The 21,526-nt window shown below is 72.9% G+C and carries 16 protein-coding genes; 11 read left to right on the forward strand and 5 right to left on the reverse strand.

Annotated features, from left to right (window positions below):
• Positions 1–38 precede the first annotated feature (38 nt).
• The 5 genes from ACFZDK_RS12745 (at position 39) to ACFZDK_RS12765 (ending at position 5,762) form a co-directional block, all read left to right on the forward strand.
• Positions 39–1,160 carry an FAD-dependent oxidoreductase gene (locus ACFZDK_RS12745; protein WP_390972019.1) on the forward strand — a complete coding sequence of 374 codons (1,122 nt, stop codon included), beginning with the start codon at positions 39–41 and terminating at the stop codon, positions 1,158–1,160.
• 35 nt (positions 1,161–1,195) lie between these two features.
• Entirely contained in the window at positions 1,196–2,452 is a 1,257-nt protein-coding gene (locus ACFZDK_RS12750) for an ATP-grasp domain-containing protein (protein ID WP_390972020.1), read from the forward strand.
• Between the two features lie 35 nt (positions 2,453–2,487).
• The gene (locus tag ACFZDK_RS12755; RefSeq protein ID WP_390972021.1) at positions 2,488–3,756 is read left to right on the forward strand and encodes an ATP-grasp domain-containing protein; all 1,269 of its coding nucleotides are present in this window, start codon (positions 2,488–2,490) and stop codon (positions 3,754–3,756) included.
• Positions 3,757–3,806: 50 nt separating this feature from the next.
• Positions 3,807–4,805, forward strand: a complete 999-nt coding sequence (locus tag ACFZDK_RS12760; RefSeq protein ID WP_390972022.1) for an MmcQ/YjbR family DNA-binding protein — start codon at positions 3,807–3,809, stop codon at positions 4,803–4,805.
• 120 nt (positions 4,806–4,925) lie between these two features.
• Positions 4,926–5,762 carry an isocitrate lyase/phosphoenolpyruvate mutase family protein gene (locus tag ACFZDK_RS12765; protein ID WP_390972023.1) on the forward strand — a complete coding sequence of 279 codons (837 nt, stop codon included), beginning with the start codon at positions 4,926–4,928 and terminating at the stop codon, positions 5,760–5,762.
• A 55-nt stretch (positions 5,763–5,817) separates the two neighbouring features.
• On the opposite strand, the gene ACFZDK_RS12770 is transcribed toward ACFZDK_RS12765, so the two are convergent.
• Together ACFZDK_RS12770 and ACFZDK_RS12775 are read right to left on the reverse strand one after the other, a co-directional pair.
• On the reverse strand, positions 5,818–7,470 hold the full coding sequence (locus ACFZDK_RS12770) for a DUF885 family protein (RefSeq protein ID WP_390972024.1): 1,653 nt from the start codon (positions 7,468–7,470) through the stop codon (positions 5,818–5,820).
• Positions 7,467–9,023: an NB-ARC domain-containing protein gene (locus ACFZDK_RS12775; protein WP_390972025.1), complete on the reverse strand. Its 1,557-nt coding sequence runs from the start codon at positions 9,021–9,023 to the stop codon at positions 7,467–7,469. The genes ACFZDK_RS12770 and ACFZDK_RS12775 overlap by 4 nt, the downstream gene beginning before the upstream one ends.
• A gap of 514 nt (positions 9,024–9,537) precedes the next feature.
• On the opposite strand from ACFZDK_RS12775, the gene ACFZDK_RS12780 reads away from it, so the two are divergent.
• Positions 9,538–12,564, forward strand: a complete 3,027-nt coding sequence (locus tag ACFZDK_RS12780) for a BTAD domain-containing putative transcriptional regulator (RefSeq protein ID WP_390972026.1) — start codon at positions 9,538–9,540, stop codon at positions 12,562–12,564.
• A gap of 4 nt (positions 12,565–12,568) precedes the next feature.
• Here ACFZDK_RS12780 and ACFZDK_RS12785 read toward each other — a convergent pair whose 3' ends face one another.
• Positions 12,569–12,733 carry a hypothetical protein gene (locus ACFZDK_RS12785; protein WP_390972027.1) on the reverse strand — a complete coding sequence of 55 codons (165 nt, stop codon included), beginning with the start codon at positions 12,731–12,733 and terminating at the stop codon, positions 12,569–12,571.
• A gap of 112 nt (positions 12,734–12,845) precedes the next feature.
• Positions 12,846–13,229, reverse strand: coding sequence for a hypothetical protein (locus ACFZDK_RS12790; protein WP_390972028.1), 384 nt, complete (start codon positions 13,227–13,229; stop codon positions 12,846–12,848).
• A 229-nt stretch (positions 13,230–13,458) separates the two neighbouring features.
• Between ACFZDK_RS12790 and ACFZDK_RS12795 the strand changes: the two genes are divergently transcribed.
• Together ACFZDK_RS12795 and ACFZDK_RS12800 are read left to right on the forward strand one after the other, a co-directional pair.
• Positions 13,459–13,968 carry a DUF664 domain-containing protein gene (locus ACFZDK_RS12795; RefSeq protein ID WP_390972029.1) on the forward strand — a complete coding sequence of 170 codons (510 nt, stop codon included), beginning with the start codon at positions 13,459–13,461 and terminating at the stop codon, positions 13,966–13,968.
• Positions 13,969–14,104: 136 nt separating this feature from the next.
• The gene (locus ACFZDK_RS12800) at positions 14,105–15,241 is read left to right on the forward strand and encodes a substrate-binding domain-containing protein (protein WP_390972030.1); all 1,137 of its coding nucleotides are present in this window, start codon (positions 14,105–14,107) and stop codon (positions 15,239–15,241) included.
• A 187-nt stretch (positions 15,242–15,428) separates the two neighbouring features.
• Here the strand turns inward: ACFZDK_RS12800 and ACFZDK_RS12805 are convergent, their stop codons facing one another.
• Entirely contained in the window at positions 15,429–17,696 is a 2,268-nt protein-coding gene (locus ACFZDK_RS12805) for a heterodisulfide reductase-related iron-sulfur binding cluster (protein WP_390972031.1), read from the reverse strand.
• 200 nt (positions 17,697–17,896) lie between these two features.
• Here ACFZDK_RS12805 and ACFZDK_RS12810 point away from each other — a divergent pair, with 200 nt between their 5' ends.
• From ACFZDK_RS12810 to grpE, 3 genes are all read left to right on the forward strand, one after another.
• Complete coding sequence (locus ACFZDK_RS12810; protein ID WP_390972032.1) at positions 17,897–18,916, forward strand: MraY family glycosyltransferase; 1,020 nt, start codon at positions 17,897–17,899, stop codon at positions 18,914–18,916.
• Positions 18,917–19,010: 94 nt separating this feature from the next.
• A complete protein-coding gene (dnaK, locus tag ACFZDK_RS12815; protein WP_359206418.1) occupies positions 19,011–20,846 on the forward strand; it encodes a molecular chaperone DnaK in 1,836 nt (611 codons plus the stop codon).
• On the forward strand, positions 20,843–21,499 hold the full coding sequence (gene grpE / locus ACFZDK_RS12820) for a nucleotide exchange factor GrpE (RefSeq protein ID WP_390972033.1): 657 nt from the start codon (positions 20,843–20,845) through the stop codon (positions 21,497–21,499). Before dnaK ends, grpE begins: the two co-directional genes overlap by 4 nt.
• Positions 21,500–21,526 lie beyond the last annotated feature (27 nt).

Raw genomic sequence — 21,526 nt, forward strand, 5'->3', positions numbered from 1 at the left:
CCCAAGAGAAGTCCCAAGAGGAGGAAGGGAGGTGCCCGATGCGTGTCACCGTGGTGGGCGGCGGGGTGATCGCCCTGCTGACCGCTGTGGAATTCACCCTGGACGGACACCGGGTCACGGTCGTCGACCAGGGGCCCATTCCGTACAGCCGGGCCACCTCTTTCGACCAGCACCGGATCATCCGGGCCCTGCACCCGGACGATCCGCCCGCCACCGCGGCCGCGCTGCGCGCCCACCGCCGCTGGCTCGAACTGGAGGACCTGTTCGCCACCCGCTTCTACGAGCGGGTCGGCGCGCTCACCGTGCTGCCGCCCGTGGCGGCCGAGGCGGGCGTCCTGCTCCTGACCGGCGCCGGCGGCCGGGCCCGGACGCTCACGGCGGCCGAACTCGCCGACCGCTACCCGCATCTCGCCCTGGACAGCGGATTCGGCGCGGTCCTGGAGGACGACGCCGGAGTGCTGCTCGCCGAGCGGGTGCTCGCCGCCTGTGCCGGCTGGCTGCGGTGGCAGCCCGGCGTCAGCCTGATCGAGCACCGGCCGGTGGTCGCGGTGGACGGGGAGCGCGGCCGGGTCAGCCTCGCCGACGGGCAGGTGCTGGACGGCGACGGCGTGGTGGTCGCCGTAGGACCCTGGTCCCGGCGGCTGCTGCCCGAGCGGATCGCCAAGTCGCTGGTCCTGCACCGGCAGTCGCTGCTGTACTGCCGGGTGCCCGCGGCGGCGGCCGAGGCGTGGGCCGCCACCCCGGCCGTCCCCGCCCTCGGCACCCGGCGCGGCGCCTGGCTGATCCCGCCGGTGGCCGGTACGGCGCTCAAGCTCACCTCGGCCGCCGTCTGCCACCGGACCGACGACCTCACCGACCACGTCACGCCCGAGCACCGGCAGCGGGAGCTGGCGGCCGAGTTCGGCGACCTGCTGCCGGGTTTCGGACCGGCCTGGGTGCTCGGCAGCAAGGACTGCTACTACCTGTCGTACGCCGAGACCGGCGGCCCCCTCGTGGTCTCCCTCGGCGGCCCGGCCCACGCGTACGCGGCCTGCGGCGGTTCGTCGTTCAAGTTCGCGCCGCTGATCGCCCGCACCCTCGCCGACCGGGTCCTCGGCCGGGTCCCCGACCCCACGGGTCTGGCGGCGCTGGACGCCGCACCCCTCGACGCCACGCCCTGACCCTTCCACCCGCGTTCCACCCGAGAGGAACCGCCATGAAACTCCTGGCTCTCGAAGCCCGGCAGAACGCCACCTACTACATCTCCCGCTACGAGCAGGTCGTCGCCCTGGGCGCGGACGTGTACGTCCTCAACGGCGAGGGCACCGAGGACTTCTGGCGCGCCGACCGCTACCGAATCGCCGGCTCGCGGTCCGTCGACGCGCTGATCGCCGCGGCCAAGGAGTGGCACGCGGAGGAGCAGTTCGAGGGCGTGTTCACCTTCTCCGAGTCCGGGGTGCTGGCGGTCGCGGCGGTCGCCGAGGCCCTCGGCCTGCCCGGCATCGGCGTGGAGGCCGCCCGGGCCAGCCGGAACAAGCTGCTGATGCGCCAGGCCCACGAGCGCGAGGGCGCCGCCCACCCGTCCTTCCGCTTCGTCACCAGCGAGGCCGAGGCGCTCGGCGCCGCCGCGGACTTCGGCTACCCGGTGATCGTCAAGCCGACCCTGGGGGCCGCCTCCAACTACGTCTTCCGCGCCGACGACGCCGCCGAACTGCGCGAGCGCTACGCCCAGGCCGCCCAGGGCCTGACCGAGCTGTCCTGGTACGCGATGGAGGCCGACGGCCTGGACCTGGGCCCGCACGGGCTGCTCGTGGAGTCCTTCCTGGACGGCGACGAGTTCCTGGTCGAGGCCCTGGCCTGGGACGACGAGGTCTACCTCGGTTCGATCGTGGACCGGGTCACCGCCGAGGGCGACACCTTCGACGACGACGTCCACCACGCCCCGACCGCCCTCACCCCCGCCCAGGTCGAGGCCGTCCACGAGGTCGTCACGGCCGGCGCCCGCGCCCAGGGCCTGCGGCGCAGCGTGATGCACGCCGAGGTCCGCTTCCACGAGGGCCGCCCGCACCTGGTGGAGATCGCCGTACGCCCGGGCGGCGGCGGCCTGGACCACATGGCCCGGATCTCCGCCGGCTACGACCCGATCGCCGCCGTCGCCGCCGTGGCCCGTGGCATCCGCCCCGACGTCGGCCACTACACGCCGACCGGCGTCCACACGGCCGCCCTGTGCCTGCTGCCCCCGGCCTCCGGCCGTATCGAGCGGGTCCACGTCCCCGACGGCGTCGCCGACCGGGCGGACGTGTTCTTCCTGAAACTCACCGCCAGGCCCGGCGACCTGGTCCGCAGGCCGCCCGCGGGCAACAGCATCCTCGGCTTCCTCGGGGTGACGGGCACCTCGTTCGAGGACGCCATGGCCACCGCCGGAGAACTCGCCGCCCAGGTCCGCGCCGACCTGACCGACCCGGACGCCTGACCCGACCCCCACAAGGCCCCACAAGGAGCAAGGACATGACCGAACGCCCCGTCGTCATGGTGGGCTTCGTGCCCGTGGCGGTGACCTCCCTCGCCCAGTTCCAGCCCGAGGGCTCGGTGATCGTCGTCGACGAACCCGACGTGATCCGCAAGCGCGAGCTCGCGCCGAAGGCCGAGGAGGCGCCCGTGGTACGGGAGCTGATCGCCTGGGAGTACCAGCTCGAAGGCGCGGCCGACGCCTTCTACAACGCCCACCCCGACCTCGACCCGGCCGCGATCGCCCCGCTCCAGGAGTACGCCACCCCGTTCGCGGCCCGCCTCGCCGAGCGCTACGGCCTGCCCACCGGCGGCCACGGGGCGCTGCGGATCCTGCGGGACAAGGCCGTGCTGCGCCGGGTCAGCCGGGCCGCCGGCATCCTCAACCCGGAGTCCGTCGAGGTCACCGGCCCGGACGAGGTCCGCGCGTTCATGGCGGAGCACCCCGGCCCGGCCGTCCTGAAGCCGGCCAACCGCCAGGCCGCCCTCGGCACCCGCATCCTCGGCTCCGCCGACGAGATCGACGAGGCCTGGGCGGAGACCACCGCCATGGACGAGGGCGTGATGGTCCCCGACCGGGGCATCGAGCTGCGCATGCTCGTGGAGCGGTGCGTGCGGGGCCGCGAGTACAGCGTGGAGCTGCTCGTCGAGCGGGGCCGTCCGGTGTTCGCCAACGTCACCGGCAAGGACCTCTACCCGGGCGGCCGTCCGGTCGAGCTGGGCCACTTGGTGCCCGCCGACATCCCGGCCGAACTTGACGCGCTGCTGCGCGCGGAGACCGAACGGCTGCTGGCCGCCGTCGGGTTCGGCACCGGGATCGCGCACTGCGAGTGGATCGTCGAGGACGGCCGCCCCTTCCTGGTGGAGTGCGCCGGCCGGTTCCCGGGCGACGGCATCGTGGACCTGATGGACCGCGCGTACCGTGTCGACCTGGTGCGTGCCTTCTGGACGCTGATGAAGGGCGAACCGCTGCCCGCCCCGCTGCCCGAGAAGGCGCCCGGGGCCGCCGCGATCCGCTTCCTGCACACCGGGGCCGGGGTCGTGGAGTCCGTCTCGGGTGTCGAGGAGGCGCGTGCGCTGCCCGGCGTCGAGGCGTGCACGGTGAGCGCGGAGCCGGGGGCCGAGGTGCGGGAGCTGCGCAGTTCCTGGGACCGGATCGGCTCGGTCGTCACCGAGGCGGCCACCGGGGCCGAGGCGGCGGCCGTCGCCGCCCGGGCCCTGGACACGATCCAGGTGAAGGTCCGCCCCGTGCCGGGCCGGCCGGAGTAGGTTCGCGCACCGCTCGCGTACCACAGTTCGCGCACCACAGGAGGGAAGACATGGCCACCGTCGAGGACGTGCGGCGTCTGGCGGTCGCGCTGCCGCGCACCGAGGAGCACCTGATCCGGGACCGGGTGAAGTTCCGGATCGGCCGGATCGTCTACCTCGCGTTGTCGCGTGACGAGACCACGCTGGGCTTCGCGTTCCCCAAGGAGGAGCGCGCGGCCCTGGTGGCCTCGGAACCGGCGAAGTTCTCGCTGCCCCGGACCTCCGACCTGCGCTACAACTGGGCCCAGGCGACCCTCGCCGCGCTGGGCCCGGCCGAACTCGCCGAACTGGTCACCGAGGCGTGGCGGATGTGCGTGCCCGCCAAGGTGGCCCGCGAGCACCTCGGCCCCGACCCCGCCCCCGGGACGCCCCTGCCCCCGGCTCCGCCGCTCGCCCGACTGCGGCTCTCCGCGGAGGTGTTCGCCGGCTACCGGGGCGTCGACCGCAGCTGGCTGGAGCTGCGCCGGCTGACCGCCCCCGCCCTCGACCTGACCGACCCCGCCCACCGCACCGCCCTGCACCGCTGGCTCAACTCCTGGGGCTGCAGGCTGCCTTATCCGCCCGAGGGCGAGCCGTACCCGCTCGGGGAGACGCTGGCAGCCTGGGCGGCCGGGCACCCGCTGCCCGGCACTCCGCTCGCCGACCTCACCGACGCCGAGACCGACGCGCTGGCCGCCGCGTACGAGGACCTCGCCGGGCTCCCGGCCGGGTCCCCGGCCCGCCCCCGCTCCCTCGGCCCGACGGCCGCCGCGAAGGCGCTGTACGCGCTGCGCCCGCACACCGTCATGCCGTGGGACGCGGCCATCGCCACCGAGCTGTACGGCGCCCGGGACGGGGCCGCGTTCGCCCGCCATCTGCGCACCGGCCGGGCCTGGGCCCGGGCCGCCCTCGCCGAGAGCGGGCTGGGCGCCGACGCGCTCGCCGCCGACCTCGGCCGGCCCGCCGTCACCCTTCCGAAGGTCCTCGACGAACACCTGTACGTGACCATCACCCGCCGTACGGCCGACTGACCGTACGGCAGGGTCGTCCGAATTTCACCCCCGCCCAGAACCCGCGTGTGACGATCCGTCGCGATCGTCGTCCGTACCGCAGCAGCGAGCTGTGACCCCAGTGAAAGGCACCGAGAAACCATGACAGTTGACCAGAGCACCAGGGACAAGGCCGAGCGGCTGCGGGCGCTCGGCGGCGACTCCGTCCTCGTGCTGCCCAACGCCTGGGACGCGGGCAGCGCCGCCGTGATCGCCGCGGCGGGCGCCCTCGCGATCGGCACCACCAGCGGCGGTGTCGCCTGGTCGCTCGGCCGGGGCGACGGCGAGCAGGCCGGCCGGGACGAGATGATCGCCGCCGCCGCGCGGATCGTCGCGGCCGTCGACGTCCCGGTGACCGTGGACATCGAGGCCGGCTACGGCGCGGCCCCCGAGGAGGTGGCGAAGACGGTCACCGCGGTGGTCGCCGCCGGAGCGGTGGGCGTCAACCTGGAGGACTCCAAGGCCCCCGGCGGCCCGCTGTTCACGCCCGAGGAGCAGGCGGCGCGGATCGCGGCGGCGCGCACCGCCGCTGCCGCCGCCGGGCTGCCCGAGTTGCTGCTCAACGTCCGCACCGACGTGTACCTGTTCGGCATCGGCGAGGAGTCCGGCCGGCTCGACGACGTGCTGGCCCGGACCGCCGTGTACGCGGACGCCGGCGCCGACGGCATCTTCGTGCCCGGCCTGCTCGACCTGGCCGTCCTCGGCGAACTCGCCGCCCGCTCCCCGCTGCCGGTGAACGTCATGGCCGGTCCCGGCGGGCCCGGCGTGGCCGAGCTGGCCAAGGCAGGGGTGCGCAGGATCAGCGTCGGCACCGCGATCACCCAGGCCGCGTACACGGCGGCCCGCCGCGCCACGCTGGAACTCCTCGGCTCCGGCACCTACGAGGAACTGGCCGGATCGCTGGACTTCTTCCAGGTGGACGGCCTCTTCCACGCCTGAGCACGGCGACGGGGGCCGGTGGCAGCCCCACCGGCCCCCGCCTCCGCGTGGCCCTTCAGCCGGTCGTCGCCGTCCAGCGCTCGACCACCTGGTCCAGGACGTCCAGCGGCAGCGCGCCGCTGCCGAGCACCAGGTCGTGGAAGGCCCGGATGTCGAAGGCCGGACCCAGCCGCCGGGCCGCGCGGGTGCGCAGCCGCTGGATCTCCAGCCGGCCCGTCATGTACGACAGCGCCTGGCCGGGCCACTCGATGTAGCGGTCGGTCTCGTTCTGCACCTCGGCCTCGGCCAGTACGGTGTGCTCGCGCAGGTACGCCACCGCCTGGTCCCGGCTCCAGCCGAAGTGGTGCAGCCCGGTGTCGACGACCAGTCGGGCGGCCCGCAGCGAGTCCATCGCCAGCATGCCCAGCCGGGCCACCGGACCCGAGTACAGCCCCATCTCGTCGGCGAGCCGTTCCGCGTACAGCCCCCAGCCCTCGATGTAGGCGTTGATCCAGGCGACCCGGCGCAGCCGGGGCAGCCCGGTCAGCTCCTGGGCCAGGGAGAGCTGGACGTGGTGGCCGGGCACGGCCTCGTGGAAGGCGGTGGCCTCGGCCAGCACCCGGGAACGCTCCGTCGCCCGCGCGGTGTTGGCGTGGTACGTCCCCGGCCGGGAACCGTCCAGGGCGGCCGGCATGTACCAGGCCAGGGGCGCGCCCGGTGCCTCGGCGCCGTCCAGCGCGCAGGGCGCGGCGGGCAGCCGTCCGAACCGCCGGTGCGCGGCCAGCTCGGCCCGGCCGATCGCGGTCCGGGCGGCCGCGAGCAGCTCCGGGGCGCCGCTCCACCGCAACCGGACGTCCGTGCGCAGCCGGTCCCGTATCTCGCCCGCGCTCGGCGCCCCGCCGAAGGCCTGGGCCCCGGCCGGCCCGTACTCCGCCTCCAGGTGGGCGAGCAGCTCCACCCCGGTGTCGTGGAGTTCCTTGGGGGAGCGGTCGGTGGTGGTGTGGACGCGGGCCAGGGTGGCGTAGTGCTCCTCGCCGTCGGGCAGATGGCACAGCCCCGGGCGCTCCGGGGGCCGCCCGTGGGGGGCGAGGTCCGTGTGCAGCGCCTCCCGGTAGGCGGCGAACGCCGGGCGCACCCGTTCGTCGATCAGCCGGTCCCGCTCGGCGTGGTGACGTGGGCTCAGGGGCACCGCGCGCAGCGGGTCCCCCGCCGGGTCGGCGAGGTAGGCGTCCAGCCGGTCCGTCGCCGTACGGACCCGCTCGGCGACGGGCAGCCGTCCCGCCCGCAGCCCCTCGCGGTGCCGTTCGGCCGCCTTCGCCAGGTAGCCGGGGACCGCCGCCAGCCGCTCCAGGTGACCGCGTTCCTGCTCCTCGCCCACCGGGCGCACCGCGGGCAGGGAGCCGAGCAGCCGGCCGAGCGGGGAGGTCTGGTAGTCGGCGACGGTGTGCTCGACCAGCCGGGTCCCCAGCCGGTCGGCGACGGCCCGGGCCTGCTGCACCACCACCGCCCGGGTCACCTCCTCGACGGCGTCCGCGACCGGGGCTGCGGCGGCCCGGGCGGCGAGCAGCTCCGCCCGCGCGGCCAGCTCCGACTGTGCCTGCCAGGAGGGGTCGGCCAGCCGCCCGAGCGTCTCCGGGCAGCCTTCGAGGGCGTCCTCCAGCGGGTCCTCGGCGGCGATCACGCCGACGGCCTCCTCGGCGAGGGCGTCGAGGGGGGTGGGAGCGGTCATGCTGAGGTCTCCTGTCTCAGGGCGGGGAACGGTCGGTCGTGCCGGGGGAGCCCGGGGCGCTCGTCGGGCGGGCGGTGCCGCTGGGGGGCCGGGACGTCCGGCGGGCGGTGCCGCCCGGGGTCCCGGGCGTCCGCCGCGGGGACCGGCCGGGCGCGTGCGAACTGCCGTACCAGCGGAGGCAGTCCGTACTGGCCGGGCACGTCGGTGCGCTCCAGCAGCCCGCTGTCGACGACGGCTTCGAGGAGGTCCTCCACCGGCTCCTCCACCGGCTCCGCCCCCCATTCCTCCGCCGGTCCGACTGCCGGTCCGTGCGCCGGCTCCTGCATCGGTTCGATCACCCGCGCAAGCGCCGTGGCCGACGCGCGGGTCACCCCGTCCACGGACGGTGTCGCCCCGGCCGTCGCGAACCGGTGCAGCACCAGCCGGGCCCGGGGGGTGAGACGGCGGTAGGCGTCCTCGTACCGCTCGACGAGACTCTCGTCGCCCACCCGCAGCCGTCCGGACAGGCCGTCCGCGCGGACGAGTTCGGCGACCGCCTCGGTGAGCAGGGCCTCCGGACGCGCGGCCAGCCGACGGCCGGCGAGGGTGAGGGCGAGCGGCAGGTCGCCGCAGGCCTCCGCGAGCCGCAGCCCGGCCCGCGGGGCGCCCCGCAGCCGCTCGGCGCCCAGCACCCCCGCGAGCAGTTCCATCGACTCGTCCCGGTCCAGGACGGGCAGCGCGAGGCGCCGTACCCCGTCCAGGCCGAGCAGCCGGGACCGCGCGGTGATCACGATCCTGCTGTGCTCCCCGGCCACCAGCAGGTCGCGCACCTGGCGCTCCTGGAGGGTGCCGTCGAGCACGACCAGCACCCGCCGTTCGGCCAGCACCGAGCGGTACAGGCCGATGCGCTGGGCCGGGTCGTTCGGGATGTGCTCGGCCGGGATGCCGAGGGACTGCAGTAATCCGCCCGCGATGCCCGCCGCGTCCTTGCGGCCGTCGGCGGCCGTGCCCAGGCCGACGTACAGCTGTCCGTCGGGCAGGTCCGCGGCCAGCTCACGGGCCAGCCGCAGGGCGAGCGCGGACTTGCCGGCCCCGGTCTGGCCGTGGATGACCAGCGGCGGCACGGGGCCGTCGGCCGGTGCCGTCAGCGCGCGGGCCGCGGCCAGCTCGCGGGACCGGCCGGCCAGCGGCCGCGGTTCCGTCGGCAGCTGGGCCGGCACGGGCAGCAGGGCCCGTACGGCGGCGGCCCGCAGCCGTGGTTCCGGTGCCTGGTGTGCCGTCTTGGCGGCGGCCGGTGCCGGTTCGTCGCCCGCGCTGCCCGCCGCCGCCCGCCAGCGCCGCTCCCAGGCCGCCCGGTCCCCGCCGCAGGCCTCGGCGAACGCGAGGGCCACCTGCAGGGTGGGCAGCCGGTAGCCGGCCGCCGCGTCCGAGAGCACCGAGGCCGAGAACAGTGCCCGCCTCGCCAGCTCCCGGTAACTGGGGGAGCCCGCCGCGGCCCGGAGCCGGCGCAGCTCCAGGGCGAAGGCGGTGGCCGGTCCGGCGTCCTGCGCCAGTGGTTTCTCCGGTCTGCCCACGCTCATGCTCCTTGGGATGGTCGGGGGCGGCGCGCCTCGGGTTCGCCGGGCGCCTGCGCCCTCTCCTGCCTGCCTCCGCAGGGTCCGACCAGCCGTTCCCGATCCCTTCCCCGTGCGGTACCGGCCGGTCCCGCGGCCGTGCGGGCGGCCCTCGGCGGGCCCGGGCACAGGGTTTTTTCGGCGCGCCGGGACAGGGGGTCTTCGCCGCGCCAGGCGTTATGCTTCCGTGGATTTGTGCTCCGCCGGGCGACCAGGCGGGCACGGGGGTGGGGGGAGCCGATGGCGGCCATGGACGTGCAAAGCGGCGGACTCGACGCCGTGTGCGGTGTGGCGGCCTACCCCTGCCGGTTCGTCGCGCCCACGCGGGCGCAGGGCGCGGACGGTGCCGTCGGGCATCCGGCGCGGGGGGCGCACGAGCCGTACCGCGTGCCGCCCGGTCCGTCGGAGAGCCGGCCGGACGGCCACCGCCTGTGCCTCGGCGCGGTCCGGGAGGACGAAAACGGGGGGAAGAGGCTTGCTGGGACAACACGCCGAAAACCGGCTGCGTTTCAACGTGCTCGGACCGCTGGAGGTGTGGTCGGGAGACACTCGACTCCGGCTCGGCGGGATGGTCCAGGAACGGGTGCTCGCCACCCTGCTGCTTGAGCCGGGCAGGCTCGTTCCCGTCTCCCGGTTGGTCGAGGCGGCCTGGGAGGAGGAGCCGCCGGCCACCGCCTCCCACCAGGTCCGCAAGGCGGTCGCCGACCTGCGCCGCCGCATACCCGACGGCAGCCAGGTCGTCCTCACCGACGGCCCCGGCTACCGCGTCGCCCTCGCCGACGACCAGCTCGACCTCACCGAGTTCACCGACCTGGTCCTGCGGGCCAGGGGCGCGGCCGACCAGGGCGATCCGGCCGCGGCGATCGAGGCGCTGCGCACGGCCCTGGAGCTGTGGCGCGGACCCGTCCTCCCCGATGTCGCGGGACCGGTGATCTCCGCGGCCGCCGCCGCCCTGGACGAGCGGCGGGTCGGCGCCGCCGAGCGGCTCTTCGAGCTGTGCCTCGGCCTCGGCCAGGCCGCCGAACTCGTCGCCGACCTGCGCGACCTGACGGCGAGATACCCGCTGCGGGAGAACCTCCGCCGCCAGCTGATGCTCGCGCTGTATCGTTCCGGCAGGCAGGCCGAGGCACTGGAGGAGTACGCCCGGGTCCGGGACCTGCTGGTGGAGGAGCTGGGCATCGATCCCGGCCGGCAACTCACCCAGGTCTACGAGGGGATCCTCCGCGAGAGCCCCGAACTGGCCGCCCCCGTACCGCCCGAGGCCCCGGCACCGACGCCCGTCCCGGTGTCCGCGCAGGCGCCCTGCACCCTCCCCTACGACCTGGCCGACTTCTCCGGGCGCGACCGGGAACAGCGCGAACTGCTCGACTGCGCCCAGCGCTCCGGCGGCCGGGCGCCCGGGATCGTCGCCATCGACGGCATGGGCGGCTGCGGCAAGACGGCGCTCGCCGTCCGCGTCGCCCACCGGCTGGCCGAGGCCTACCCCGACGGCCAGCTGTACATCAACCTGCGCGGCTACACCCCGGGCGAGCAGCCGGTCACCTCGGCGACCGCGCTCGCCACCCTGCTGCGGGCGCTCGGCGTCCCCGGCGACCAGATCCCCGACGACCTGGAGGGCCGCACCGCCGCCTGGCGGGCCGCGCTGCTGGGCCGCCGGCTGCTCCTGCTGCTCGACAACGCGGCCGACACCGCCGAGGTCCGCCTCCTCATGCCGCCGGCCCCGGGCTGCCTGGTCCTGGTGACCAGCCGCAGCCGGCTGCTGGACCTCGACGGGGCGGACTGGACCTCGCTCGGCGTGATGTCCAGCGACGACAGCGTGGGTCTGGTGTCGACGACGCTCGGCGCCGAGCGGGTCGCGGCGGAACCCGAGGCGTCGGCCGAACTGGCCACGCTCTGCGGCCATCTGCCGCTCGCCCTGCGGCTGGCCACCGCCCGGCTGCGCAACCGGCCGCGCTGGACGGTCGGTTACCTGGTGGACCGGCTGCGCGACGAGACCCGGCGGCTCGACGAACTGAGCCTGGGCGAGCGGAGCGTGGCGGCCACCCTGCGTCTGTCGTACCAGACGATGGCGGCCGACGCCCGCAGCGCCTTCCGGCTGCTGGCGCTGCACCCCGGCTCCGACATCGACGTCCACTCGGCCGCGGCGCTCCTCGGCACGGACACCCGGGACGCCGAGGACATCCTGGAGCACCTGCTCGACGTGCACCTGGTCCAGCAGCCGGACGTGGGCGTGTACGCCTTCCACGACCTGGTGCGCAGCTTCGCGCTCAGCCTGCGCGGACCGGCCACCGAAGAGGAGGACCAGGACGCGGTCGGGCGGCTGCTCGACTACTACCTGACGGCCGCCGAGCAGGCCTGCGAACTCCTCTTCCCCGGCCGCCGGCGCCGCGCCACCGGTCTGCCGGCCACCCGGGCCGAGCTGCCGGACCTGGGCGACGCCCAGCGGGCCCTCACCTGGTTCACCCGGGAGCACACCGCGCTGAGCGGCGCGGTCGCGCTGGCCCAGGCGCAGGGCTACGACCGGCACGCGGTGTGGCTGACCCGCAACCTGGTCTTCTACCTCAACGCCCGCGGCCACATCAGCGAGTTCCGCGACCTGAGCCGCAGTGCGGTCGACGCGGCCCGCCGCCTCGGCGACCTGGTGCTGCTCGCCGTGAGCCTGTCGAACCTGGGAGTGGCCTGCTGGAAACTGGGCCGCTTCGAGGAAGGCGTCGAAGTGGCCCGGGAGGCCCTGGCAGTGGCGACCGAGCTGAGCGACCGGGACACCGAGGCGCACTCGGAGTCCACCCTCGGCCTGCTCAACAGCGTGCTCGGCCGCTTCGACGAGGCCCTGCCGCACCTGGTGCGGGCCGTGGATCTCGGCCGGGAGCTGCGGAACGTGCGCTCGGAGGCCGAGAGCCTCACCATCCTCAGCACCCTGTACGAGCAGTGGGGCCGGTACCCGGAGGCGGTGGAGGCGGCCCGGCGGGCCGTGGAACTCGACCGGCAGCTCGGCAGCCGCGAGAACGAGATCGTGTCCGTGACCGACCTCGCCCTCGCCCTGCTGGGCCTGGAGAAGTACACCGAGGCCCAGCAGTGCCTGGAGCGGGCCCGGCGCATCAGCGACCAGACCCACGACCCCGGCAACGTCGGCGTCCTGCTCGCGCTGTCCGCCGACGTCCAGCACCGGCTGGGCAACCCGGCGGAGGCCGCGCGTCTCGCGGAGAACGCCCTGGAACTGGTCCGGTCGAGCGTGGTGCCGATCCGGCAGGTGAAGACCGAGAACATCCTCGGCCGGCTGTGCACCCGGCAGGGCGATCCGGCCAGGGCGCTGGGGCTGCACGAGAGTGCCCTGAAGACCGCCGCCGGCATCGGCTACCGGATCGAGGAGGCGCACGCCCTGGTCGGCCTGGCCCGGGCCTGCGAGGCCCTCGGCGACACCGCGGCGGCCGAGCAGCACGCCGGTGCGGCGGCCGGACTCTTCGACGCGATGGGCGTGCCCGAGATCGGCCGGAGCCGCTGAGCGGTCAGCTTCCGGACGTCGGGGTGACGACGGTCGGGCCCTGGTTCTCGGCGATCACCTGGTGCCCGGCGGAGTGGTCGGTCGCCGGGTGCTGCCCGGCCGCCACGCCCAGTCCGAGCGCCAGCGTCATCGCGACCATCCCGAACAGTCCGGCCAGCTTGGTACGCATCGTCTTGTTCCCCCTTGTGATGTCCTGCTCTCGACATCACCGATGCTGCTGGCGGCCGTTCCCGGACCGTTCCCCCGCCGATACCGGGGCCGGTGACCTGCGAGGGAACGGCTCACCCGGCCGTTCGGCCGCCGCTCGGCGGGGTGGGCACGAGCCCGCTGCACGCCACCACCCGCGGGCCCTCCGCGAGCAGCACCAGCGAGGTGCGCACCGGCCCCGCGCTGTGTCCGGCCAGGTCGAGCAGGGCCCGCACCACCGACCGGAGTTCCACCTGTTCGTCCGGGGTCGCCTCGGACGGCTCCGAGCTGCCGAGCCGCCGCGCGGCCACGTCGACGACCTGGTGCATACCGCTCTCGGTGACCGTGGTGATCAGGAACTCGGTGCCCTCCGACGGCTCCCCCGTTCCCCGGGGCTCCCCGCCGCCCACTCGGGTGAGTTCCTGGTTGATGCGGTTCAGGACCGACTCGTCGGCCGGGCTGTCCTCCGGGTGCCTCACGGCATCCTCCTTCTGCAGACGTGTGTCGCGGCCAGGTTTTCGGCCCCCGACCCCGTTCACCTCCCGTCGCGTTCCCGTCCGGATCCCGCCGCGCCGGCGACATCCCACCCGTGAACTCGCGCACCCGACACGGTACTTGGCGGGCGGACCGGTCCCCGAGCGCTCCCGGCGCCCGCCTGCCTGGATACTTGCTGCTTGCCCGGACGCCAACCGATCAGGAGCACGGCCAGTGACCAGCGACCACCGCACGGGACCGCCCCACTTCGGCAGCGAACGCGACATGCTGCGGGCCTTCCTGGACTACCACCGCGAGACCCTCGCCATGAAGTGCGCCGGGCTCACCGACGAGGAGCTGCGGCAGCGGTCCATGCCGCCGTCCACCCTCTCGCTGCTCGGACTGGTGCGGCACCTGGCCGAGGTGGAACGCACCTGGTTCCGCCGGGTGTTCGAGGACCAGGACATCCCCCTGGTGTGGTCCGACGAGTGGGACTTCCAGGCGGCGTACGACGCGAGCACGTCCACCCGGGCCGAGGCGTTCGCCGCCTGGGAGGCCGAGGTGGCCGTCTCCCGTCGTATCGAACGCGAGGCCGCCTCCCTGGACCGGGCCGGATACCAGCCGAGGTGGGAGGAGGAGGTGTCGCTGCGGATGGTGATGCTGCACGTGCTCCTGGAGTACGGCCGCCACAACGGCCACGCCGACCTGCTGCGCGAGGGCGTCGACGGGACGGTGGGCGCCTGAGCCCCGACGCGGCGTCCCGGAGACGTCTCAACGGGCTTCTTGTCCATACGTCTTGACGTAGCGAGCCCGTTGCGCGTTTGCTTCCCTCACATCATCGGTCGCGTACCACGCTCCCCCCACCCGGAAGGCGCCTGATGTGAGCACTCCTGCCCGCCGCGGGGTTCATGTGCCCCGTTTCGCCCTAGCCCTGGCCGCTTCCGCGTCGGCCCTCACGCTCACCGCGTGCGGTGCCCTCGACGGCATCACCGGAAGCGACAGCTCCACGTCCCCGAACAACCGGGACGACATCACCGTGGGACTGCTGCTGCCCGACAAGGACACGGCCCGCTTCGAGGCGTTCGACTACCCCATCTTCAAGAAGGAGGTCGCCACCCTCACCCACGGCAAGGGCACGGTCGACTACGCCAACGCCGAGGCGGACCAGGCCACACAGAGCAGGCAGTTCCAGGAGATGGTGGCCAGGAAGGTCGACATCATCGTGGTGGACGCGCTCGACTCCGCGGCCATCGCACCGGACGTGCGCAAGGCGAAGGACGCCGGCATCCCCGTCATCGCCTACGACCGGCTCGCCCAGGGCCCCATCGACGCCTACGTCTCCCACGACAACGAACTCGTCGGCGAGGTCCAGGGCCGCGCCATCGTCGAGGCCCTCGGCAGCAAGGCGGCCTCCAGCGAGATCGTCATGATGAACGGCGACCCCGCGGACCCCAACACCGCGCGGTTCAAGGAGGGCGCCCTCGGCGAACTCGAGAACAAGGTGCGCATCGCCGAGCAGTACGACACCGACAAGTGGTCCCCGGCCGTCGCGGAAGCGAACATGAAGAAGGCCATCCGGGCCGTCGGCCTCGGCAACATCGCCGCCGTCTACTCCGCCAACGACGGTATGGCGGGCGCCGTCATCGACGCGCTGAAGAAGGCGGGCGCCACCAGGATCCCGCCGGTGACCGGACAGGACGCCAACCTGGACGCGGTGCAGCGGGTGGTCTCGGGCGAGCAGTACATGACCGTGTACAAGTCCTTCCTGGACGAGGCCACCGACGCCGCGCAGATGGCGGTGTACAAGGTGCAGGGCCGCGACATCCAGTACGACGCGCTCGCCCAGGACAAGGTCGACAGCCCGACCGAGAAGGACATCCCCGCGACGCTCGTGCCGGTGGTCGCCCTCACCAAGGACAACATCAAGGACACGGTGATCGCCGACGGCGTCTACACGGTCGCCGACATCTGCACCCCGAAGTACGCGTCGGCCTGCGCGGCGATCGGTCTGAAGTAGCACCGGCCGGTTCGGTGAGTGCACATTCTTCCAAGACCGCGCGGCCACCGGGCCGGTAGCGTCCCCGCTCGTAGGGCCGGCGGCCGGTCGGGCGGCACGGGGGACCGTCCGACCGCCGTAGGACAGCGGAACGCCCCCCGGCCCGCACAGGGCCGGGGGGCGTTCCGTGTCCGAACGGGGGACCGGGTTACTTCACCGGCTCCGGCTCCGGGGCGCTCTCCTGCTCCGCCTCGCCCGCCGGGTCGACCGGCGTCTTGACGGAGTCGAGGAGCAGCTGGGCGACGTCCACCACGGTGATGGACTCCTTGGCCTTGCCGTCGTTCTTCTTGCCGTTCACGGAGTCGGTCAGCATGACCAGGCAGAACGGGCAGGCCGTGGAGACGATGTCCGGGTTGACGGAGAGAGCCTCGTCGACACGCTCGTTGTTGATGCGCTTGCCGATCCGCTCCTCCATCCACATCCGGGCACCACCGGCGCCGCAGCAGAAGCCGCGCTCCTTGTGGCGGTGCATCTCCTCGTTGCGCAGGCCCGGGACGCTGGCGATGATCTCGCGCGGGGGCGTGTAGATCTTGTTGTGGCGGCCCAGGTAGCAGGGGTCGTGGTAGGTGATGATGCCCTCGACCGGGGTGACCGGGACCAGCTTGCCCTCGTCCACCAGGTGCTGGAGCAGCTGGGTGTGGTGGATGACCTCGTAGTCGCCGCCGAGCTGCGGGTACTCGTTGCCGATGGTGTTGAGGCAGTGCGGGCAGGTCGCGACGATCTTCTTGGCCGACTTCGGCTTCTTCGTCGACTCGTCCTCGTCGTCCTCACCGAACGCCATGTTCAGCGCGGCCACGTTCTCCATGCCCAGCTCCTGGAACAGCGGCTCGTTGCCGAGCCTCCGCGCCGAGTCGCCGGTGCACTTCTCGTCGCCGCCCATGATCGCGAACTTGACGCCCGCGATGTGCAGGAGTTCGGCGAAGGCCTTCGTGGTCTTCTTGGCGCGGTCCTCGAGGGAGCCGGCGCAGCCGACCCAGTAGAGGTACTCGACCTCGGTGAGGTCCTCGATGTCCTTGCCGACGACCGGGACCTCGAAGTCGACCTCCTTGAGCCACTCCAGGCGCTGCTTCTTCGCCAGGCCCCAGGGGTTGCCCTTCTTCTCCAGGTTCTTGAGCATCGTGCCCGCCTCGGACGGGAACGCGGACTCGATCATGACCTGGTAGCGGCGCATGTCGACGATGTGGTCGACGTGCTCGATGTCGACGGGGCACTGCTCGACGCAGGCGCCGCAGGTGGTGCAGGACCACAGCACGTCCGGGTCGATGACGCCGTTCTCCTCGGCGGTGCCGATCAGCGGCCGCTCGGCCTCCGCGAGAGCGGCGGCGGGGACGTTCTTCAGCTGCTCCTCGGAGCCCTTCTCCTCGCCCTCGGCACTCTTGCCGCCGCCCGCGAGCAGGTAGGGCGCCTTGGCGTGCGCGTTGTCCCGCAGGGACATGATCAGCAGCTTGGGGGAGAGCGGCTTGCCGGTGTTCCAGGCGGGGCACTGCGACTGGCAGCGGCCGCACTCGGTGCAGGTGGAGAAGTCGAGGAGGCCCTTCCAGGAGAACTGCTCGACCTGGGAGACGCCGAAGACGTCGTCCTCACCGGGGTCGGTGAAGTCGATCGGCTTGCCGCCGGAGGTCATCGGGAGCAGCGCGCCGAGGGCGGTCTCGCCCTTCGCGTTCCGCTTGAACCAGATGTTCGGGAAGGCGAGGAAGCGGTGCCAGGCGACGCCCATGTCGGTCTTCAGGGCGACCACGATCATCCAGATGAACGAGGTCGCGATCTTCAGGCCGGCGAAGAAGTAGGTGAGGTTCTGGAGCGTGGAGACGTCCATGCCCCGGAACCAGGAGACCACCGGGTACGAGATGAAGAACGACGCCTCGTAGGAGTCCACGTGGTGCTGGGCGCCCTCCAGGGCGTGCAGCGTGAAGATGCAGACGCCGACGATCAGGATGACCGTCTCGACGAAGTACGCCTGGCCGAAGTTGGAGCCGGCGAAGCGGGACTTGCGGCCCGGCCGGTTCGGCTTGCTCAGCTGGCGGATGACGATCAGCACCAGGATGCCGAGGACCGTCATGGTGCCGATGAACTCGACGAAGACGTTGTACGGCGCCCAGTCACCGATGACCGGCAGGATCCAGTCGGCCTGGAAGAGCTGGCCGACGGCGTTGACGATCGTCAGCAGCAGGGAGAAGAAGCCGACCGCGACGAACCAGTGCGCGACGCCGACGATGCCCCAGCGGTTCATCCGGGTGTGCCCGAGGAACTCCCGGACCACCGTGACCGTCCGCTGGACGGGCTCGTCGGTGCGGGTCCCGGCGGGCACGTTCTGGCCGAGCCGCAGGAAGGTGTAGATCTGGAGGACGGCGCGGGCGAACAACGCCACGCCGACCACGATCAGAACCAGCGACACGATGATCGCGGCGAGTTGCATGGGGGCTCCTCGGGCCTGCGAGGTCTCTCGAAATTACTAAGCGGTAACTTATGCAGTCCGTCTGAGACTACCCGCATCTTTACCCGCACTGTAGCCAGGTGCGGAGTGATCTGAATCGCTGAGGCTTGCCTCTGCGCCGGCCCCACAACCCGATCGTGTTATTCATACGGAATTGTTACATTCAGGTCTAATTTGGACCTGTGCTCTACGGGATCGCCGCCGCCACCACCGCCCTGCTGCTCGCCGCCGTCCTCGCCGCGTCGATCCGGCCGGCCGCGCTGCGGCTGGGCCTGGTCGACCGCAGGCGGGCACGGCCCGTGCCGGTGCTGGGCGGGCTCGCCGTCGTCGGGGCGACCTGTCTGGTCGCGGGGGCCGGGGAGTGGACCGGGGTCGCCCCGCTCGGCACCGGGGTCGGGGAGCTGCTGATCGCCGGGGGCGTCGTGGCGCTGCTCGGGCTGGTCGCCGACGTGTGGCGGCTGAAGACCCGGTTCCTGCTGTTCGGTACGGCGGTGGCGGCCGCCTGTGTGGTGCCGTACGGGGAGTTCGGGATCGCCGGCGGGGTGCTCGGGGTCGGCTGGATCGCCTTCGTCGCCGTCGCCTTCAAGGGGCTCGACCACGCGGACGGGCTGGCCGGGACCGTGGGGGTGGTGACCGCCTTCGGGACCGGGGCCTGCGCCACCGCGGAGATGATGGACGGGCTCGCCGTGCTGCTGAGCGTGCTCGCCGCCGCGCTCACCGGCTTCCTGATGCACAACTGGCACCCCGCGCGGATCGCCCTCGGCGCCACCGGCTCGCTGTTCGCGGGGTTCGTGCTGGCCGCCGCCGCCCTGCTGACCAGGACCGGGTACGACCCCCTCGCCAGCGCGGGCGTGCTGTTCGCGCTCACCGCCGTCGCGGGCGCCGACGTCCTCCTCGTCCTCCTGTCGCGGCTGCTCGCCGGGCGGCCGGTGCTGCGGCGCGGGCCCGATCACCTAGCGCACCGGCTGCGCCGGCTGGGGCTCGCCTCGCCGGGCGCGACGATCCTCCTCGGGGCCGCGTCCTTCGCCGGGGTGCTCGTCGCGGTGCTCGTGCACGGCGGCTGGATCGGGCGGACCGCCGCCACCTGCGTCGCCTGCGTCACCTTCAGTCTCGTGCTCCTCCTCCTTCGGGTGCCGGTGTACGGACCCCGGCACCCGGAATCTTCGCAGGTCAGCGGCCACTTGCGTGTAAGGAACGGATAAGACTTGAGTCGGCTCCACTCAGGTCTGTTGACCCAGCGCGAGGCTTGATGCACACTTGAGTCCGTTCCACTCAAGTCAGCTGGAGGAAATCACCATGGCACGTGCGGTCGGCATCGACCTGGGCACGACTAACTCCGTCGTCAGCGTTCTTGAAGGCGGCGAGCCCACCGTCATCACCAACGCCGAGGGTGCCCGGACCACGCCGTCCGTCGTCGCCTTCGCGAAGAACGGCGAAGTCCTCGTCGGCGAGGTCGCCAAGCGTCAGGCGGTCACCAACGTCGACCGGACCATCCGGTCCGTGAAGCGCCACATGGGCACCGACTGGAAGATCCAGCTGGACGGGAAGGACTTCAACCCCCAGCAGATCTCCGCGTTCATCCTGCAGAAGCTCAAGCGGGACGCCGAGGCCTACCTGGGCGAGAAGGTGACCGACGCGGTCATCACCGTCCCGGCCTACTTCAACGACTCCGAGCGCCAGGCGACGAAGGAGGCCGGTGAGATCGCGGGCCTGAACGTCCTGCGCATCGTCAACGAGCCGACCGCCGCCGCGCTGGCGTACGGCCTCGACAAGGACGACCAGACGATCCTCGTCTTCGACCTCGGTGGCGGCACCTTCGACGTGTCCCTCCTGGAGATCGGCGACGGCGTCGTCGAGGTGAAGGCCACCAACGGCGACAACCACCTCGGTGGTGACGACTGGGACCAGCGCGTCGTCGACTACCTGGTCAAGCAGTTCGCGGCCGGCCACGGCGTGGACCTCGGCAAGGACAAGATGGCCCTCCAGCGCCTCCGCGAGGCCGCCGAGAAGGCCAAGATCGAGCTGTCGTCCTCCACGGAGACCTCGATCAACCTGCCGTACATCACCGCCTCCGCCGAGGGCCCCCTGCACCTCGACGAGAAGCTCACCCGCGCCCAGTTCCAGCAGCTGACCGCGGACCTGCTGGAGCGCTGCAAGACGCCGTTCCACAACGTCATCAAGGACGCCGGCATCAACCTCGGCGAGATCGACCACGTCGTCCTCGTCGGCGGCTCCACCCGTATGCCCGCCGTCGCCGAGCTCGTCAAGGAGCTGACCGGCGGCAAGGACGCCAACAAGGGCGTCAACCCGGACGAGGTCGTCGCCATCGGCGCCGCGCTCCAGGCCGGTGTCCTCAAGGGCGAGGTCAAGGACGTCCTGCTCCTCGACGTCACCCCGCTGTCCCTCGGTATCGAGACCAAGGGCGGCATCATGACCAAGCTCATCGAGCGGAACACGACGATCCCGACCAAGCGGTCCGAGATCTTCACCACCGCCGAGGACAACCAGCCCTCCGTCCAGATCCAGGTCTACCAGGGCGAGCGCGAGATCGCGGCGTACAACAAGAAGCTCGGCATGTTCGAGCTGACCGGTCTGCCGCCGGCCCCGCGCGGTGTCCCGCAGATCGAGGTCGCCTTCGACATCGACGCCAACGGCATCATGCACGTCACGGCCAAGGACCTGGGCACGGGCAAGGAGCAGAAGATGACCGTCACCGGCGGCTCCTCGCTGCCGAAGGACGAGGTCGACCGGATGCGCCAGGAGGCCGAGCAGTACGCGGAGGAGGACCACCGCCGCCGCGAGGCCGCCGAGACCCGCAACCAGGGCGAGCAGCTCGTCTACCAGACGGAGAAGTTCCTCAAGGACAACGAGGACAAGGTCCCCGGCGAGATCAAGACCGAGGTCGAGGCCTCCCTGGAGGAGCTCAAGGAGACCCTCAAGGGCGAGGACACCGCCGAGATCCGCACCGCCACCGAGAAGGTCGCGGCCGTCTCCCAGAAGCTGGGCCAGGCCATGTACGCCGACGCCCAGGCCTCCGGTGCCGCGGCCGGCGGTGCCCCCGCCGGTGACGCCGCCGACGACGTGGTGGACGCCGAGATCGTCGACGACGAGCGCAAGGACGGTGCCGCGTGACGGAGGAGACCCCGGGCTTCGAGGAGAAGCCCGACGTCCCCTCCGGCGCCACCCCCGACGACGCCGGGCCGAAGGCCGCTCCCTCCCAGGGGGCGGCCCCGGCCGGGGACTCAAGCGCACAGCTGGCCGGTCTGACCGCACAGCTGGACCAGGTACGCACCGCGCTCGGCGAGCGCACCACGGACCTCCAGCGCCTCCAGGCCGAGTACCAGAACTACCGCCGACGCGTGGAGCGCGACCGGATCACGGTCCGGGAGATCGCCATCGCGAACCTCCTGACCGAACTCCTGCCCGTGCTCGACGACATCGGCCGCGCCCGGGAACACGGCGAACTGGTCGGCGGTTTCAAGTCGGTGGCCGAGTCCCTCGAGACGGTCGCCGCGAAGATGGGCCTGCAGCAGTTCGGCAAGGAGGGCGAGCCCTTCGACCCGACGATCCACGAGGCCCTGATGCACAGCTACGCGCCGGACGTCACCGAGACGACGTGCGTGGCGATTCTGCAGCCGGGGTATCGCATCGGCGAGCGCACCATCCGCCCCGCGCGGGTGGCGGTCGCCGAACCGCAGCCGGGCGCGACGGCGGTGAAGGCCGAGGGGACCGAAGAGGCCCCCGCGACCGGGGACGAGAAGGACAACGGCCCTGAGGAGGGCTGACGCAATAAGGACCGAGCGGAAGGAGGG

The sequence above is a fragment of the Streptomyces sp. NPDC007901 genome (assembly GCF_042959465.1).
In the GTDB taxonomy this organism is placed as follows: Bacteria; Actinomycetota; Actinomycetes; order Streptomycetales; family Streptomycetaceae; genus Streptomyces.